At 69.0% G+C, this 14757-nt stretch carries 18 protein-coding genes; 7 read left to right on the top strand and 11 right to left on the bottom strand.

The window, feature by feature from the left end:
• Positions 1-196 precede the first annotated feature (196 nt).
• Positions 197-760, top strand: coding sequence for a LysM peptidoglycan-binding domain-containing protein (locus D7D52_RS03080; RefSeq protein WP_246023615.1), 564 nt, complete (start codon positions 197-199; stop codon positions 758-760).
• A gap of 169 nt (positions 761-929) precedes the next feature.
• On the opposite strand, the gene rpsR is transcribed toward D7D52_RS03080, so the two are convergent.
• From rpsR to rpmB, 4 genes are read right to left on the bottom strand one after another with little or no spacing between them, the layout of a single operon-like run.
• Positions 930-1184, bottom strand: a complete 255-nt coding sequence (rpsR, locus tag D7D52_RS03075) for a 30S ribosomal protein S18 (RefSeq protein ID WP_011211513.1) — start codon at positions 1182-1184, stop codon at positions 930-932.
• 32 nt (positions 1185-1216) lie between these two features.
• Positions 1217-1522 (bottom strand): 30S ribosomal protein S14, encoded by a 306-nt coding sequence (gene rpsN / locus D7D52_RS03070; protein WP_120734955.1) that lies wholly within the window; start codon positions 1520-1522, stop codon positions 1217-1219.
• Complete coding sequence (rpmG, locus tag D7D52_RS03065) at positions 1522-1692, bottom strand: 50S ribosomal protein L33 (RefSeq protein WP_067710392.1); 171 nt, start codon at positions 1690-1692, stop codon at positions 1522-1524. Before rpmG ends, rpsN begins: the two co-directional genes overlap by 1 nt.
• Before the next feature lie 10 nt (positions 1693-1702).
• The gene (gene rpmB, locus D7D52_RS03060; protein WP_120743754.1) at positions 1703-1939 is read right to left on the bottom strand and encodes a 50S ribosomal protein L28; all 237 of its coding nucleotides are present in this window, start codon (positions 1937-1939) and stop codon (positions 1703-1705) included.
• A gap of 111 nt (positions 1940-2050) precedes the next feature.
• Between rpmB and mrf the strand changes: the two genes are divergently transcribed.
• Genes mrf through rpmF form a run of 3 tightly spaced genes read left to right on the top strand, consistent with a single transcriptional unit; the run spans position 2051 to position 3820 of the window.
• Positions 2051-3358 (top strand): ribosome hibernation factor-recruiting GTPase MRF, encoded by a 1308-nt coding sequence (gene mrf / locus D7D52_RS03055; RefSeq protein ID WP_162958145.1) that lies wholly within the window; start codon positions 2051-2053, stop codon positions 3356-3358.
• A 4-nt stretch (positions 3359-3362) separates the two neighbouring features.
• Positions 3363-3644, top strand: coding sequence for a type B 50S ribosomal protein L31 (locus tag D7D52_RS03050; protein WP_120734954.1), 282 nt, complete (start codon positions 3363-3365; stop codon positions 3642-3644).
• A gap of 2 nt (positions 3645-3646) precedes the next feature.
• Positions 3647-3820: a 50S ribosomal protein L32 gene (gene rpmF, locus D7D52_RS03045; RefSeq protein WP_120734953.1), complete on the top strand. Its 174-nt coding sequence runs from the start codon at positions 3647-3649 to the stop codon at positions 3818-3820.
• A gap of 28 nt (positions 3821-3848) precedes the next feature.
• Here rpmF and D7D52_RS03040 read toward each other — a convergent pair whose 3' ends face one another.
• Positions 3849-4073 (bottom strand): hypothetical protein, encoded by a 225-nt coding sequence (locus D7D52_RS03040; RefSeq protein ID WP_120743752.1) that lies wholly within the window; start codon positions 4071-4073, stop codon positions 3849-3851.
• Between the two features lie 326 nt (positions 4074-4399).
• Positions 4400-5428 (bottom strand): DUF1906 domain-containing protein, encoded by a 1029-nt coding sequence (locus D7D52_RS03035; RefSeq protein ID WP_162958144.1) that lies wholly within the window; start codon positions 5426-5428, stop codon positions 4400-4402.
• A 157-nt stretch (positions 5429-5585) separates the two neighbouring features.
• Between D7D52_RS03035 and D7D52_RS03030 the strand changes: the two genes are divergently transcribed.
• A complete protein-coding gene (locus D7D52_RS03030) occupies positions 5586-6371 on the top strand; it encodes a VOC family protein (RefSeq protein WP_120734951.1) in 786 nt (261 codons plus the stop codon).
• Positions 6372-6386: 15 nt separating this feature from the next.
• Here D7D52_RS03030 and D7D52_RS03025 read toward each other — a convergent pair whose 3' ends face one another.
• The 5 genes from D7D52_RS03025 to D7D52_RS03000 all read right to left on the bottom strand — a co-directional run bounded on the left by D7D52_RS03025 (position 6387) and on the right by D7D52_RS03000 (position 11850).
• Entirely contained in the window at positions 6387-7220 is an 834-nt protein-coding gene (locus tag D7D52_RS03025) for an MHYT domain-containing protein (protein WP_120734950.1), read from the bottom strand.
• A gap of 11 nt (positions 7221-7231) precedes the next feature.
• The gene (locus D7D52_RS03020; protein WP_120743751.1) at positions 7232-7837 is read right to left on the bottom strand and encodes a GTP-binding protein; all 606 of its coding nucleotides are present in this window, start codon (positions 7835-7837) and stop codon (positions 7232-7234) included.
• A gap of 124 nt (positions 7838-7961) precedes the next feature.
• Positions 7962-8339 (bottom strand): DUF742 domain-containing protein, encoded by a 378-nt coding sequence (locus D7D52_RS03015; protein ID WP_120734949.1) that lies wholly within the window; start codon positions 8337-8339, stop codon positions 7962-7964.
• Positions 8340-8350: 11 nt separating this feature from the next.
• Entirely contained in the window at positions 8351-8758 is a 408-nt protein-coding gene (locus tag D7D52_RS03010; protein WP_120734948.1) for a roadblock/LC7 domain-containing protein, read from the bottom strand.
• Positions 8755-11850 carry an ATP-binding protein gene (locus tag D7D52_RS03000; protein ID WP_246023614.1) on the bottom strand — a complete coding sequence of 1032 codons (3096 nt, stop codon included), beginning with the start codon at positions 11848-11850 and terminating at the stop codon, positions 8755-8757. The genes D7D52_RS03010 and D7D52_RS03000 overlap by 4 nt, the downstream gene beginning before the upstream one ends.
• Positions 11851-12181: 331 nt before the next feature.
• Here D7D52_RS03000 and D7D52_RS02995 point away from each other — a divergent pair, with 331 nt between their 5' ends.
• Together D7D52_RS02995 and D7D52_RS02990 are read left to right on the top strand one after the other, a co-directional pair.
• Entirely contained in the window at positions 12182-12874 is a 693-nt protein-coding gene (locus tag D7D52_RS02995) for a response regulator transcription factor (RefSeq protein ID WP_120734947.1), read from the top strand.
• A gap of 11 nt (positions 12875-12885) precedes the next feature.
• Complete coding sequence (locus D7D52_RS02990; protein ID WP_425464606.1) at positions 12886-14346, top strand: ATP-binding protein; 1461 nt, start codon at positions 12886-12888, stop codon at positions 14344-14346.
• The last annotated feature ends 411 nt before the right edge of the window (positions 14347-14757 follow it).

Raw genomic sequence — 14757 nt, 5'->3', positions numbered from 1 at the left:
GGACCGTACGGCCGGTTCCGAAGGGCGTTTTCGACCCGCTGGCGAATTTCCGGCGAAGACACGCCGAAATCTTCGCAGAACCGGCGCGTAACCCTGCGGTGACGGGTGACCGGTGAGTAATCTCGAACCAGATGTGCGAATGCAGTTCCGCGCCATCGGCTTATCTCAAGATCACCCCCTCCCGAAAGGACGCACCGTGGGCGACTCGTTGAAGGTCGGCGAAGAACTCGGTCGTGGAGAGGCGCTGCAAGGCGGTGCCTACACCCTGACTCTGCAAGATGATGGCAACCTGGTGCTGTCCGACCCGAGCGGCAAGGTCGAGTGGGCTTCCGGCACCAACGGCCAGGGCGTCGTCCGGGCCACCCTGCAGGACGACGGCAACTTCGTCCTCTACAAGGAAGACGGCGCCGCCTGGTCCACCGAGACCAATGGCAAGAGCGCGGACCGCCTGGTCGTTCAGGCCGACCGCAATGTGGTGCTCTACGGCACCGACGGCAGCGCGCTGTGGAATTCGGGCACCAACACCGACAACCCGCTCCCCGCACCGGAACCCGTGCAGACCCAGGCCGCCGCGGTCGAGGACGCGCCCCCGCCGCCCGCCCCGGCCGCTCAGACCTACACCGTCGAGCCCGGTGACACCCTGTGGGCCATCGCCGAGCGCTTCTACGGCGACGGCAACCGCTACCAGGAAATCGCCAACGCCTCCGGCATCAGCAACCCGGATGCCATCGACGTCGGCCAGGTCCTGACCATCCCGTAAGGCGCAGCTGCGCTACGCGAACTAAAATGTGGCCCCCGAGTGCAAATGCACTCGGGGGCCACATGTTTGGGGTGGGAAGTGTCCCTCCGCCGACTCCGGGGTTTCAGGGGCTTGCCCCTGAGGGTACGAGAGTTGTTCCAGCTCTTGGTATTTCGCCTCGGGAGGCGGGTTACCGGCTCGTGAAGGGGAGCAGGGCCATTTCGCGGGCGTTCTTCACCGCGACCGCGACCTGGCGCTGCTGCTGCGGGGTCAGCCCCGTCACGCGCCGCGAGCGGATCTTGCCGCGGTCGGAGATGAACGTGCGCAGCAGGTTCACGTCCTTGTAGTCGACGGTCTCGATGCCGGCGGCGATGAGGGGATTCTTCTTGGGGCGACGGGCCTGCTCGGCGCGGACCTTCTTCGACGGAGCTCGCTTCACTGCCATGTCAGCGTTCCTTACTCACGGATCGTGGTTGCTTACCAGCTCGATTTGTGCACACCGGGCAGTTCTCCCCGATGGGCCATCGCGCGTACCCGCACACGCGAGAGACCGAATTTTCGGAGATGACCACGCGGGCGTCCGTCCGCGGCGTCCCGATTGCGCAATCGTACCGGACTGGCGTCGCGCGGCATTCGCGCCAGGGCGGCCTGCGCGGCCACCCGGTCGGCATTGCTGCTGGTCGGTTTGCGGATGATCTCCTCGAGTTCCGCGCGCCGTTCGGCATAGCGGGCCACGATGCGTTTGCGCTCGTCGTTCTTGACGATCTTCGACTTCTTCGCCATCAGCGGTCCTCGCGGAAGTCGACGTGCTTGCGCACGACCGGGTCGTACTTCTTCAGCACCATCCGGTCGGGATCGTTGCGCCGGTTCTTGCGGGTGACGTACGTGTACCCGGTCCCGGCGGTGGACTTCAGTTTGATGACGGGGCGGATGTCGGTGGATTTGGAGGCCATCGGTTTCCTTTCAGATCTTGTCGCCGCGGGCGCGCAGCCGGGCCATCACGGCCTCGATGCCGTCGCGGTCGATGGTCTTGATGCCCTTGGCGGAGACGGTCAGCGTGATGCGCCGCCCCTGGCTGGGCAGGTAGTAGGTCTTGCGCTGGATATTGGGGTCCCAGCGCCGGTTGGTCCGCTTGTGCGAGTGCGATACGGACTTGCCGAAGCCCGGCTTGCGGCCGGTGACCTGGCAGATGGCCGACATGGGCACTCCCTTCCGGTGGTAGACGTTGATGACAATCGTTTTCGACAACGAAGTTGTTCCAAGGTACATTGACCCTTCGGTAATTGAAAATCATTGTCGAAAGGGGGATCGGTGCCGTCCCAACGCAAGCCCGTACTCGTTCTGGCCGGACTCCCCGGCCGTGCCGCCGACGGGGTCGAACGGGCCGCCCGGCTGCTCGGGGCCGAGCCCGGCACTGTCGTGGTCCGCCACGATCTGAGCGAACTGCGCCAGGGTGTGGTGCGCCGCACGGTCCGGATCGGCGGGCGCGAGAGCGTCACCGTGCTGGAACTCGCGCACGGCTGCGTCTCCTGCACCCTGCGCGCCGACCTGCTGCCCTATCTGTGCCTGCTCGCCGAGCGAGATTCGGTGCGGCGCATCGTGCTCGCGCTGGATCCGGCCTTCGAGGCGGAAGCGGTGTGCCAGGCCATCACCGACGTGGTGGTGACCGGTGTGGTCGGCCGCGTCGACGGCCCGGCCGGGCGCAGCGTGCGCATCGACACCGTCCTCACCTGCCTCGACGCCCGGGATTGGCTGGCCGACGCCACCGGTGACGAAACCCTCGCCGAACGCGGCCACGCCACCGCCGAGGACGAGCGCACCATCGCGCAGCTGGCGGTCGGTCAGGTCGAATTCGCCGACGCCCTGGTGGCTTTCGACGGCGGAGCCGACTTGGTCGAGCGGGAGCGCACCGCCGCCGTGCTGGCCCGGCTGGCGCCGCGCGCCCCCGTCGCCTGGATTGCGGGCCCCGGCGCGCTGGGCGCCGACGACCTGACCTGGCTGCTGCGCCGGGTTCCCGCGGACGCCCGCCGCGGCGCGGCCTTCGATCCGCACGCGCCGCTGCTGCGCGGTGAACCGCCGCTGGACTCGGATTGCGGTGTGACGCTGGTGGAATTCGCCACCGACCGCCCCTTTCATCCCGAACGCCTGCACTCGGCCATCGACGTGCTGCTGGACGGCGTGGTGAGCGCCCGCGGCCGGGTCTGGCTGGCCACCCAGCCCGACCAGGTGGTGTGGCTGGAGTCCGCCGGCGGCGGGCTGCGGGTCGGGGGCGCGGGAAAGTGGCTGGCCGCCATGACATCCCGGGAATTGGCGGAAGCCGACGAGCACGGCGGCCGCCGCTGGCACGAGCGTCGCGCCCTGGCCTGGCTGCGCTGGCACGAGGAATTCGGCGACCGGCACACCTCGCTGGTGATCCTGGCCACCGACGCGGACGCCGACGAGATCCGCCACGCCCTGCACTGGGCGCTGGTCGACGAGGACGAATTCCGGCAGGTGCGCTTCGCGCCCGAACGTGTCGCGCAGTGGCCGGACCCGTTCGGCGATCAACACGAAGAACCGTGCGACGACACCCGTTCCGCGCCCGCCGACAACGGCGCTACCCGCAACTACGAAAGGTGAACCGATGAGACAGGGCATTCATCCCGACTACCACCCGGTGGTCTTCCAGGACGTGAGCACCGGGACCTGCTTCCTCACCCGCTCCACCGCGGTATCCGAGCGCACCATCGAGTGGGAGGACGGCAACACCTACCCGCTGCTGGTGGTGGACGTGACCGCCGATTCGCATCCGTTCTGGACCGGCAATCAGCGCGTCCTCGACACCGCCGGCCGGGTGGAGAAGTTCGAGCGCCGCTACGGCAAACGCGTTCGCGCCGGCCACGATTCGACGAACCAGGAGAACTGACCATGGCCGTTCCGAAGCGCCGGATGTCGCGCGCCAACACCCACAGCCGCCGTTCGCAGTGGAAGGCGAGCGTCCCGGATCTGATTCCGGTCAAGGTCGGGGGAGTGGAGTACAGGATTCCGCGCCGCCTGGCGCGAGCGGTGGAGCGCGGCCTGATCGATCCGGCGAAGCTCTGACCGATCAGGCCGTCCGGTCGGAGGAGGCTCAGCCTTCCTTCGCGGCCAGGTCCACCAGTGTGGCCGCGAGCCGGAGGTACTTGTTCTTGCCGAGATCGGCGATGGTCTTCACGCCCAGCGCCTCCAGCAGCTGGGTGTCGTGCTTCTCGGTGAGTCCGGCGAGCGCCGAGGGCGGTGCGGCCAGGATCTCGTCGAGGGTCTTGGTCTCATAGGCCTTGTCGAGAGCTTTGTCGAGTACCACGCTGACGGCCACGAGAGCCTCCTTCATCTGGAACTGAGCAAGAGATCGGACGAGGCCGACAATAGCCCCGAAGTTGCTACCCCACCAGAGAACTGCGCGAATGGTGCGGAGCGAGGCGGTGAGCGCCCGATAGTTCCGGGTGTGCGAAAAAGTCTTCTCAAAGTTGTGAACTCGTGGCCTGGCGGCGGTATTCTCGTGCCTTGAGGGCGGGTTCTTCTGATTACAGAAGAACCCGCTCATCGCCACTTCAAGGCCAGTTCAGCAGGGGTTTCGGCGCGGTTCGCACGGCGGGTCGGCGACCCCCGGCGTGCTGGAGAAAAACCGGCAATTCGCCCAATTCACTTGCCTGATGGCGCATTCGGAGCGGCCCCGGCCGGACCTTGTCCGCCCGCGCCCGACTTGACCGAATTGCCGTCCGGGGCCGTGCCCCAACCGGGCAACGGCACCCCCGGCAGCAACTGCTCCAGCTTTGCCAACTGGTCGGCGACCACCGTGGCGGGCCCCTCCACCAGCGAGAACGGGAACGGCCACCGGTGCTGACTCGACACCCGCGCCAGCTCCGCCTTCAGCTCGGCCGCGGTGGCCTCCAGATCGCTGATCTCGGTGCGCAGTTCGTCGATCTGGGCGAGCGCGGCCGCCAGACCGTCCACCACCGTCCGGTTGTGCCCCTGGGCATCGGCGCCCAGCTGCGGCCAGCCATTGAGGCCGGGGCCGCGCAGCTGGGTCTGAATATCGCGCAACACCTGATCCTGCTCGGGAGTCAAGTCCGGTTCCTCCGTTTCCACATCCCACTGGCCGAAATCGGCTCGGTCGGTTCGGTTCACATCGCAGGACACCCCGTCGACCGTCACCTGCTCACCGGTCTGGAAGATCGCCACCCGCGGTTCCACATTCCCGCCCGACCAGGCCACCGTCTGCCACGCCCAGGTCGCGGTGCCCGCGTCCAGTGCCCGGCTCACCGGCCAATACCCGCCGTAGATGCCGACATTCGCGCGACCGAGCACGCTGGCCGCGCCATTGAGGTAGTCGTCGATGGGCGCCTGCTGCTGGGGGCTCGCGTCGAAATCGGCAGAGAAGTAGATCGGCCGATCGGTCCGCCCGCCGCAGCGCAGCACCTGCGCCAGCGCGGACCGCGCGTCGGTCACGCCGGCGCCGTACCCGTCGAGCATGCGGGCCGCGGTGGTCTCCCAGTTCGAGACGATCGAAATGCCCTGGGCGCGCAGGCCGTCCGCTTCGGCTGGAGTGAGAAGTTTGCCCGGCAGGGTGGGGCCGCCATCGGACAGATACCGGACGACGAAGTCGTACCCGGCCGCCCGGATGGCGCTCGGAGCGGGACGACCTGCGGCATAGTCCAGCCCGAAACGCATGTCACCCACTGTAATTCGCCCGACACGCCCGGTGTGAGGCATTTCAAAAGTCCGAACGAGGACACCGTCGATCTCCCGCGACCGCCCTGGCGGAGTGGTTGACTGGGTCTGCTCGTGTGAGCCGCGTCACCCATAGTTCAGAAACGGAGATCGTCCCATGCCCGTACGCAACGATGCTTGGCCTCCAGGAACACCGTGCTGGGTCGACTGTCAGGTCGACGATCCGGTGAAAGCCGGTGAGTTCTACAGCGAATTGTTCGGCTGGGACCTGCAAGGCGGCGGGGAGGATTCGGGGGGATACCTGATGGCGCTGCGCGACGGGCAGGCCGTGGCGGGCATCGGGCCGAAACCGGAGGTGGGCGTGCCCTCGGTGTGGACCACGTATTTCGCCGTGGCCGATGCGGACAAGAGCGCCGAACAGGTCACCGCCGCGGGCGGCCGGCTGCTGGTGCCCGCCTTCGACGTCATGGAGTTCGGCCGCATGTTCGTGGCCGCCGACGCCTCCGGCGCGCCGTTCGCGGTGTGGGAGGCGCGCGCCCACGACGGCGCGGCGGTCTACAACGAGCACGGCGCGTACGTCTGGAACGACTTGCACACCGGCGATTTCGAGGCCGCCAAGCGCTTCTACGGGGAAGTCTTCGGCTTCGGCTTCACCGAATTCGACGACGACAGCATGCGATACGCCACCTTCACCCCGCCCGGCGGGACCGAATCGGTCGGCGGCATCAACGACGACAGCGTCAACGGCGTCGCCGCCGCCCAGCCGTACTGGCTGACCTGGTTCCAGTGCCAGGACATCGATTCCGGCCTGACCCGCGCGGTGGAACTGGGCGCGACCGTGCTCATGCCGGCCACCGACGGCCCGTTCGGCCGGATGGCCATCATGGCCGCGCCCCAGGGCGAACTGTTCGGCCTGCTCGACCCCGCCGACTCCGCCGCCTAAGCCGCGAAAAACGGTTCAGCGCACCGATTCCGGTCGCCGTCCACCCTGCGCCGCGGCCTGCTGCGAGGCGGCCTGCAGGGACGTGCCGTGCAGCGCGGGCGGCGGTGCGGCGGCCGTACCCGGGGCCCGCGTCTCCCGGCGGTCCGGGGCGACCAGGATGGCCGTGATCGGAATCGCCAGCGACAGCGTGCCGATGATGAACAGCGGCACGAAGAAGTTGAACAGCACGTTCCCGTGCGGCGCGGGCTGGGTCGGATCGACGTGCACCTGCAGCCCGGTCAGTCCGGCGTAGTGCATGCCGGTCACCAGGATCGCGTACACCAGCCCGCCGAGCAGCACCAGCGGCACCGACGACACCCACAGGCTGAACCACAGCGTCAGCGCCGCCAGCACGAACGCGATCACGTACACCGCGACCGCGGACACCAGGCTGCGATCCACCGTGCCCTGGATGCGAATCGAGCTGAGCAGCAACTGATGCACGTCGCCGAAGCCGAAGGCCATGACCCCGGCGGCGATCAGCAGCCGCCACCACACCAGCCGCTTGCCGTTGACGATCATGGCCACGAATACTGTTGCCGCCGCCAGCACCGAGAACAGCGTGATCGACAGGTTGTCGTAGCGCAGCTGGGTGCCCTTCACGTCGAAGCCCAGCATCGAGATGAACACCGGCATGGCGACGCCGACGCCGCCGATGGACATGGCCGCCACGAAAAGCCACACCAGCCGGAACTTCTGGGTGACCGACTTGGTCGACTGCCGCACGCAGGCCAGCCCGCACGCGGCCCCCGCGAAGGACACGATCAGCGCCAGCGCGATGACCCAGTAGCCCATCGAGAAGAAGATCATCGGGGTTCCCCCTAACCGCGACCGGCGTTTTCGCGCTGGGCCGCCATCAGCCGTTCGATCGCGTACTCGGTGACGGCGGCCAGCGCGCGGCGCACCTCGATCGGATCGCGGGCGTCGATGTCCACGATCGGGACGCCGTCGCGCACGCTGAGCGCCTCCCGCAGTTCGGTGACCGGGAAGCGCGGCGCGTCCGGAAAACGGTTGACCGCGATCAGGAACGGCAGCGATTTGGCCTCGAAGAAGTCCACCGCCGCGAAGCTGTCCTCGATGCGGCGGGTGTCGACCAGCACCACCGCGCCGATGGCGCCCTTGATGAGGTCGTCCCACATGAACCAGAACCGCCGCTGCCCGGGCGTGCCGAACAGGTACAGCACCAGATTGCCAGGCAGGATGATGCGCCCGAAATCCATGGCCACCGTGGTGGTTTCCTTGCCCGGCGTGGCGGCGAGGTCGTCGACCCCGTCCGAGTAGCCGGTGACCATGGCCTCGGTGCGCAACGGCACGATCTCCGAGACCGCGCCCACGAAGGTGGTCTTGCCCGCGCCGAATCCGCCCGCTACGACGATCTTGGTCGACGCGGTGCGGCCCTCCTCGCCCGGCCGCGGGCCGAACGGCAGGCCGGCGAACTGGCCGGTGGTGTACGCCGGGACCTGCCCGGTGCCGTACGCGGGAACCTGTCCCGTGGTGTAGGCCGGGGCCTGCCCGGTCGGGTACGCCGGTGCGCCCGGGTACCCGCCGCCGTCAAAGGGCCCGGAGCCCATGCAGGGTCCTCTCCATCAGGGACCGGCGCTCGTCGAAGGTCGCCTGATCGCTCAAGGTCGAATGGACGCGCAGGGTTCCGGCGACGACCAGATCGCCGATCACCACCCGGACCATGCCCAGGGGGCGGCCCAGGTGCGCGGCGATCTCCGCGACCGACAGCCGGGCGGTGCCCAGGCGCAGGATCTCGGTGCGCACGTCACCGGCGGGCCAATCGAAATGTGCGGTGTAGGACAGGGTTTCCACGACCGCCTCGAGCGGCAGTTCGACCGCCGGCTCGGTGCGACCGGAGGTCAGGGCGTAGGGGCGAACACGTGTGGTCGGTGGCCGGTTACCGCCGCCGCCAAGAGGATTGCTCATCGGCGGCTCATCTAGGCAGTGCGGGCGGTGGCCGAGACCACGGACCCGACCCGGTCGACCAGCAACGCCATCTCGTAGCCGATGCGGCCGATGTCGTGCTGCTTGTTGGCCAGCACCGCCAGGTGCGAACCATTTCCCACGCTCATGACCAGCAGATAGCCGCGCTGCATCTCGACGATGGACTGCATCACCTTGCCGCCCTCGAAAAGCTGTGCGGCGCCGGCGGACAGGCTGGCCAGACCGGCGGTCACCGCGGCCAGCTGCTCGCCGCGATCCGCGGGCAGATGCGGGCTGGTGGCCTGCAGCAGACCGTCGGCGGAGACCAGGACGGCGTGTGAGACGCCCGGAACCTCCCGGGTGAATCGGGTGACCAACCAGTTCAGATTCTCGTCTGTGGTGGTCTGCTGGGTGTCGGTCATGCATGCCCTCCGTCGTTGTACTGGGAGTCGGCCCGCCCGGAGCGGACGCCGCTGAGATGCCGGCTGAGGCTGTTGCGGATCTCGTCCGGATTGCGGCCGGAACCGTCGTCCTCCTGGGCGACGGCGCCGGGCACCAGCTGGGCGCCGGGTCGCCGAATCGGCAACCCGCCCTGGGTGCGGCTACTGGTGTTCGGGGTGGCCGCCTCCTCCGCCGCGGCCCACCCCGCGTCCGAATTCGACGACCAGGCCGTGCCGGACTGGTCCCCGGCGTCGGCCGGTTCCACCAGCCACTCGGAGACCATGCGCTGGTAGATCGGCGTCGGAGCCGGCCTGGCCGACGCGGCGTCGTTGTCGCGAATGCCGTTGGCGTGGTTGTCATTGCCGTCGGCGGGGACGTTATTGCCGTTAGCAGGAACGTCATTGCCGTTGGCGGGGACGTCGTTGCCGTTGGCGGGAGCGTCGTACCCCTCGGCGGGATCGTCATATCCGTCGCCGGCGTCGTTGCCGTTGACGTGGGTGATCGGTCCGACCGCGTATCCGTTCTCGGTGGGCCGGGCCACCGGATGCTCACCGGTGCCGAACGCGCTGTAGCCGTTGCCGAACGAACTGCCCGCGCTCTCCGCCTCCGCGCTGAAGACGTGCCCGGAATCGTTGCCGCCGCGCGTGATCGGGACGACCGGTTCCAGCATGGTCGCCTCGCCCCAGAAATTCATCCGGGTGGTCGCGGGCCCGTTGTCCGGCTCGGACCGCGCCGCCTCCGGGGAAACCTCCGGCGCCGGCGCGAGGTCCGGCTCCGGCTGCGACCGCAGCGCGGTGACGCTGTAGGCGCGGGCGTCGTCGGGTTCGCTGAACGCGTCGGTGAAACCGTCGGAGAACCGATCCGCCGCCGCGGGCTCGCGCGGGAAGGCGGGCACCGCGGGCTGCTCACCGGTGTCGAGACCCGGCTTGCGCTGCGGCAGGCCGGAACTGGTGGTGAAGCGGCCGGTGGCAGCCGGCGCGCTGGGCGCCTGCTCGGGCAGGTGGGGCGCGGGTTCGGGCGGGTTGGGAACGGGCGTCAGCCGCGGCGGCGCGATCACCGGCTGCGGTCCGGACGCCAGCGGGCTCAGCCCGGCCGGCACGGGGATCGGACCCGACGGCAGGGTGCCGGGCATCGGGATCGGACCCGAGACCAGCGCCGCCGGCGGCACCGGCAGGGCCGACGGCACCGCGTACTGCCCGGTCGGATCCCCGCCGCGCTCCGGCGCGGGCGAGACCAGGCTGCCCGGCAGATGCACGCTGGCGGTGATGCCCGGCTGCTGCACCATGGCCGAGGTGCGGCGCAGGCTCACGGTGATGTTGTGCCGCTTGGCCAGCCGGCCGACCACGAAAAGACCCATGCGGCGGGCGGTCTCGACATTGACCTCGCCACCGGAGGCCAGCCGGTCGTTGATGCCCTGCAGGTCCTCGGCGTTCATGCCGAGGCCGCGGTCGGTGATCTCGATGAGATAGCCGCCGTCCACCGCGCGCGCCACCGACACCGCCACCGGGGTGGACGGCGGGGAGTAGCGCAGCGCGTTGTCGATCAGCTCGGCCAGCAGATGCTCGATATCGACGGCGGGCTCACCGGCGACGATGCCGTCGGGCACGGTGCCGATCTCGACGCGCTGGTAGTCCTCCACCTGCGAGACCGACGACCACAGCATGTCCGACAGCGGCACCGGCGCGAGATGGCCACGGCGCAGCGCGGTTCCGGCCAGCACCAGCAGGTTGTCGCCATTGCGGCGCATGCGGGTGGCGAGGTGGTCGAGGCGGAACAGTGACTGCAGGCGCTCGGAGTCGTCCTCGTCGCGCTCGAGTTCCTCGATCAGGCCCAGCTGCTGCTCGACGAGGGATTGGCTACGGCGAGACAGGGTCTCGAACATATTGCCGATCTGCAGGCGCAGGCGCGCCTGCTCGGCGGCCAGGTGCAACGCCTGGGCGTGAATGTCGTCGACGGCGCGCGCGAGCTGGCCGATCTCCTCGGTGGTGTGCACGTCGACCGGCGTGATCTCCGGGGTCGCGCCGCCGGCGCGCACCACCTCGAGCTCCTGCGGCAGGTCGATGTGGGCCACCTGCAAGGCATCTCGCCGCAGGCGGCGCACCGGCACGACCAGCGAGCGGGCCACGATCAGCGCCAGCGCCAGACCGGCCAGCAGCATCCCGATCACGATCGAGGTATCGCGCAGCACGTTGTTGCGGGCCTCGGTGGTGAGCTGGGACAGCTTGCCGTCCATGGAGTCCGCGACATTGGCGGTCTCCTTCGCGTACGCGTCCGCGCTGCCGCGCAGCGAATCCTGCATGGCGGGCAGCGAGCCGGCGTCGGGAATGTTCTGCATCAGGATGCCGACGCGTGCGCCCGCATTGTCCTTGAGCGTGTTGGCATTCTGCGCGGCCTCGGGGGCCAGCCCGCGGTACACCTCGATCATGGTGATCTCGGCGCCGATGGCGGTGAGCAGCTTGGTGCGCAGCGCCGGATTGTTGCCCGCGCCCGGCACCGCGAGCATGACGCGCTCCTGGGTGAGCAGCCGGGCGGCGGTCAGGGCCGCGCCGAACTGCAGGAACGACTGCTGCACCCGGAGGTCGCCGACGGTGGGCGCGGAGCTGAGCGCGTTCTGCGCCCGGGTCTGCACCTCGTCGGCCTGATCGCCGATGGTCTGCGGGGAGCTGGTGCGCAGGCTGTTGCGCATGGTCTTGGCGACCGCCACCGAGGTGCCCAGCTCCTTCACCAGACCGGGGTCGGCGTTGGAGGACTTGAGGGCGGTGTCCAATTCGGCCTGCGCCTGATCGAACTTGGTGGTGGCCGCGTCGAGGACCGGATCCGCGTCCTGGTTGCCGCCGGTGATCGCCGCGACCGCGAGTTCGTTGGTGGCGTTGACGAATTTGACGGTGGAGCGCATGACGTCCGTCTGCTCGGTCGCCGCGCTCAGTTTCGAAATGGTCTGCAATTCGCTGTTGATGCGCAGTACCGCGAACGTCGCGGCGAGGAGCACCGGGAGCACCAGCACGATCCCGACCTTGCGGGTAACGGGCCAGTTGGACAGGCTGAATTGCCAGGACCGGGGTGCTGCTTCCATCCCGCTTCCGTCGCCTCCGCTTTCACGTTTGACCCCCGGGTACGTATGCGGTTGTACGGCTTTGGGGTCGAACCCGCGCGGAACCAACTAGAGGTCTTCTTTTACGGCCTGCAACATACCGCGAGAACTGCGTAACGGCAATTCGGAGGACTCGGGGGTTTAAGATTCGAATGCGGCGTTCCCCCAACGCTTTTCGCACCGATTTGGGTGACACCGCAACCACTGCGCGGAGCCCATTCGATAAACGCGCTGGTCATCTGCCTGACCTGCTCGGCGTGTCGGAGCCGACCTTCTCAGATACCTCTCAGTCGCTGTGGGCAGACTGGTTGTCATGCGCATTCTGGTAGTCGACGACGATCGCGCGGTGCGGGAATCGCTGCGTCGTTCGCTGACCTTCAACGGATACACCGTCGACCTCGCCGTCGACGGTCTGGACGCCTTGGAGAAGACCGCCGGCCAGCGACCCGACGCCCTCGTCCTGGACGTCATGATGCCCCGCCTCGACGGCCTCGAGGTCTGCCGCCGCCTCCGCAGCACCGGCGACGATCTGCCGATTCTGGTACTCACCGCACGGGATTCGGTCTCCGAACGCGTCGCCGGACTCGACGCCGGCGCCGACGACTACCTACCCAAGCCCTTCGCCCTCGAGGAACTGCTGGCCCGGCTGCGCGCGCTGCTGCGGCGCACCTCGCTCGGCGACGCCGCCGACGCCGCCTCGGAGGCCATGACGTTCGCGGACCTGTCGCTGGACCCGGTGACCCGCGAGGTCACCCGCGGCGAGCGCCCGATCAGCCTGACCCGCACCGAGTTCTCGCTGCTGGAAATGCTGATGGCCAACCCGCGCCGGGTGCTCACCCGCAGCCGCATTCTCGAGGAGGTGTGGGGCTACGACTTCCCGACCTCCGGCAACGCGCTCGAGGTGTACATCGGCTACCTGCGCCGCAAAACCGAGGCCGACGGCGAAGCCCGGCTCATTCACACCGTGCGCGGCGTCGGCTACGTGCTGCGCGAGACCCCGCCCTAGGAGCCGAGCTCGTGGGTAGAACCGTTCCCCGGCGGCCGGTGGTCGCCGGTCTCGGGTCCCGGCCGGAATCGGCCGAACTGCGGCCGCCGATGCCGCTGACCCGATCGGTGTCGCTGCGCTGGCGGGTGACCCTGCTGGCCGCCTCCGTGGTCGCGGTGGCCGTCGCCTTCACCTCCATCGCCGCCTACGCCATGGTGGCCAGTTCGCTGTACCGCGACGTGGATTCGCAGTTGCGGGCGCGCGCCTCGGTGATGATCGACAACAACCTCGACAGCCTCGGCTTCCAGTCGCTGGTGTTCGCGGGGCTGTACTCCAGCGATGTCGGGGTGGCGCTGGTCTTCCCGGACCAGTCGCAGTACGTGCCGCCGCAGACCACGATTCCGCCCATCGGCAACTCCGAGCGCGCGGTGGCCCGCGGTGAGCTGGCGGTGTCGCTGCACACCGTCGACGACCAGCGGGTGCTGGCGCGGCGCACCCACTCCGGGGCCACCCTGGTGGTCTCGCAACGGCTGCAACCCACCAAGGAGGTCCTCGACCGCCTGGCCTGGCTGCTGTTCGTGGTCGGCGGCTGCGGGGTCATCGTGGCCGCCGCGGCCGGAACCACGGTGGGCCGCACCGGTTTGCGACCCATCGCCCGGCTCACCGCCGCCACCGAGCGCATCGCCCGCACCGACGACCTCACCCCCATCCCGGTCACCGGCGACGACGAACTCGCCCGGCTCACCGAGAGTTTCAACACCATGCTGCGCGCCCTCGGCGAATCCCGGGAACGGCAGCGCCGATTGGTGGCCGACGCCGGCCATGAGCTGAAGACGCCACTGACCTCTTTGCGCACCAATATGGAATTGCTCATCGCCTCCTCGCGGCCGGGCGCGCCCCGTATCCCGGACGAGGACATGGCCGAACTGCGCTCCGACGTGATGGCCCAGATCGAGGAGTTGTCCACGCTGGTGGGCGATCTGGTCGACCTGGCCCGCGAGGACGCGCCCGAGACCGTCTACGAGCAGATCGATCTCGGCGACGTGGCCGAACGGGCGCTCGAGCGAGTCCGGCGGCGGCGCACCGGAATCGAATTCGACGCCCAGTTGCGGCCCTGGTTCGTCTACGGCGACGAACCCGGTCTGGAACGCGCGTTGCTCAACGTCCTCGACAATGCGGCCAAGTGGAGCCCCGAGGGCGCGAAGGTGTTCGTCACCATGCGCGAGAACGGGCGCGGGCTGCTCGAATTCGCCGTCGACGACGCCGGGCCGGGCATCCCGCCGGCCGAACGCGAACTGGTCTTCGAGCGTTTCTACCGCACCACCGCCTCGCGCTCCATGCCCGGCTCGGGCCTCGGCCTGGCCATCGTGAAACAGGTGGTGACCAAACACGGCGGCACCATCAACATCGACAGTTCCGACCGTGGCGGCGCTTTGATCCGTATCGTGCTGCCAGGAGAAGATGCACCGCCCGCCGTGGTGGCGGACAACTGAAGCCCGGAAAGCTCGGCGAAAAGCAAGCACGGTCTCAGTCCACTCTCAGTCGTTCCCGCCAGGCTTGGCGACGAGACTCGAGGAGAAAACCAGAAATGACCGAGGATTCGAACAAGCAGGGCACCGAGCCGACCGGCGCCCCCGGCGCCGAGGCCGCGAACCGGGCCGCCCAGCCGAACCCGCCCGCGGGCGACCAGCCCTTCATCGCCCCCGGCGCCCCTGCCGAATCGCCTCGCAGCGCCGACACCTCCGGTGCGCCCGATACGACCGCCTCCGGCGCGCCCGATACGACCGCCTCGGGTCTGCCCAAGCGCGACCCCGCCGGCGCGGCCCCCGACGCCGGATCCCAGCCGTTCGACGGCTTCGCCGCGGGCTCCCGCCCGTCCGAGGCGTCGGCCACCCAGCACCTGC

It is taken from the genome of Nocardia yunnanensis (genome assembly GCF_003626895.1).
Lineage (GTDB): Bacteria > Actinomycetota > Actinomycetes > Mycobacteriales > Mycobacteriaceae > Nocardia > Nocardia yunnanensis.
Note: the sequence above shows the minus strand (reverse complement) of the source record. Positions and strands in the feature narration are given on the sequence as shown.

What these genes read in the sequence shown, in the direction of transcription:
- rpmB (WP_120743754.1), bottom strand. Translation starts at nt 1,939, where the DNA reads ATGTCGGCCATCTGCCAGGTCACCGGCCGCAAGCCGGGCTTCGGCAAG.
- rpmG (WP_067710392.1), bottom strand. Translation starts at nt 1,692, where the DNA reads ATGGCCTCCAAATCCACCGACATCCGCCCCGTCATCAAACTGAAGTCC.
- D7D52_RS03035 (WP_162958144.1), bottom strand. Translation starts at nt 5,428, where the DNA reads ATGCGTTTCGGGCTGGACTATGCCGCAGGTCGTCCCGCTCCGAGCGCC.
- rpsN (WP_120734955.1), bottom strand. Translation starts at nt 1,522, where the DNA reads ATGGCGAAGAAGTCGAAGATCGTCAAGAACGACGAGCGCAAACGCATC.
- D7D52_RS03030 (WP_120734951.1), top strand. Translation starts at nt 5,586, where the DNA reads ATGCCCGTACGCAACGATGCTTGGCCTCCAGGAACACCGTGCTGGGTC.
- rpsR (WP_011211513.1), bottom strand. Translation starts at nt 1,184, where the DNA reads ATGGCAGTGAAGCGAGCTCCGTCGAAGAAGGTCCGCGCCGAGCAGGCC.
- D7D52_RS03010 (WP_120734948.1), bottom strand. Translation starts at nt 8,758, where the DNA reads ATGACCGACACCCAGCAGACCACCACAGACGAGAATCTGAACTGGTTG.
- D7D52_RS03000 (WP_246023614.1), bottom strand. Translation starts at nt 11,850, where the DNA reads ATGGAAGCAGCACCCCGGTCCTGGCAATTCAGCCTGTCCAACTGGCCC.
- D7D52_RS03050 (WP_120734954.1), top strand. Translation starts at nt 3,363, where the DNA reads ATGAGACAGGGCATTCATCCCGACTACCACCCGGTGGTCTTCCAGGAC.
- D7D52_RS03025 (WP_120734950.1), bottom strand. Translation starts at nt 7,220, where the DNA reads ATGATCTTCTTCTCGATGGGCTACTGGGTCATCGCGCTGGCGCTGATC.
- rpmF (WP_120734953.1), top strand. Translation starts at nt 3,647, where the DNA reads ATGGCCGTTCCGAAGCGCCGGATGTCGCGCGCCAACACCCACAGCCGC.
- D7D52_RS03015 (WP_120734949.1), bottom strand. Translation starts at nt 8,339, where the DNA reads ATGAGCAATCCTCTTGGCGGCGGCGGTAACCGGCCACCGACCACACGT.
- D7D52_RS02995 (WP_120734947.1), top strand. Translation starts at nt 12,182, where the DNA reads ATGCGCATTCTGGTAGTCGACGACGATCGCGCGGTGCGGGAATCGCTG.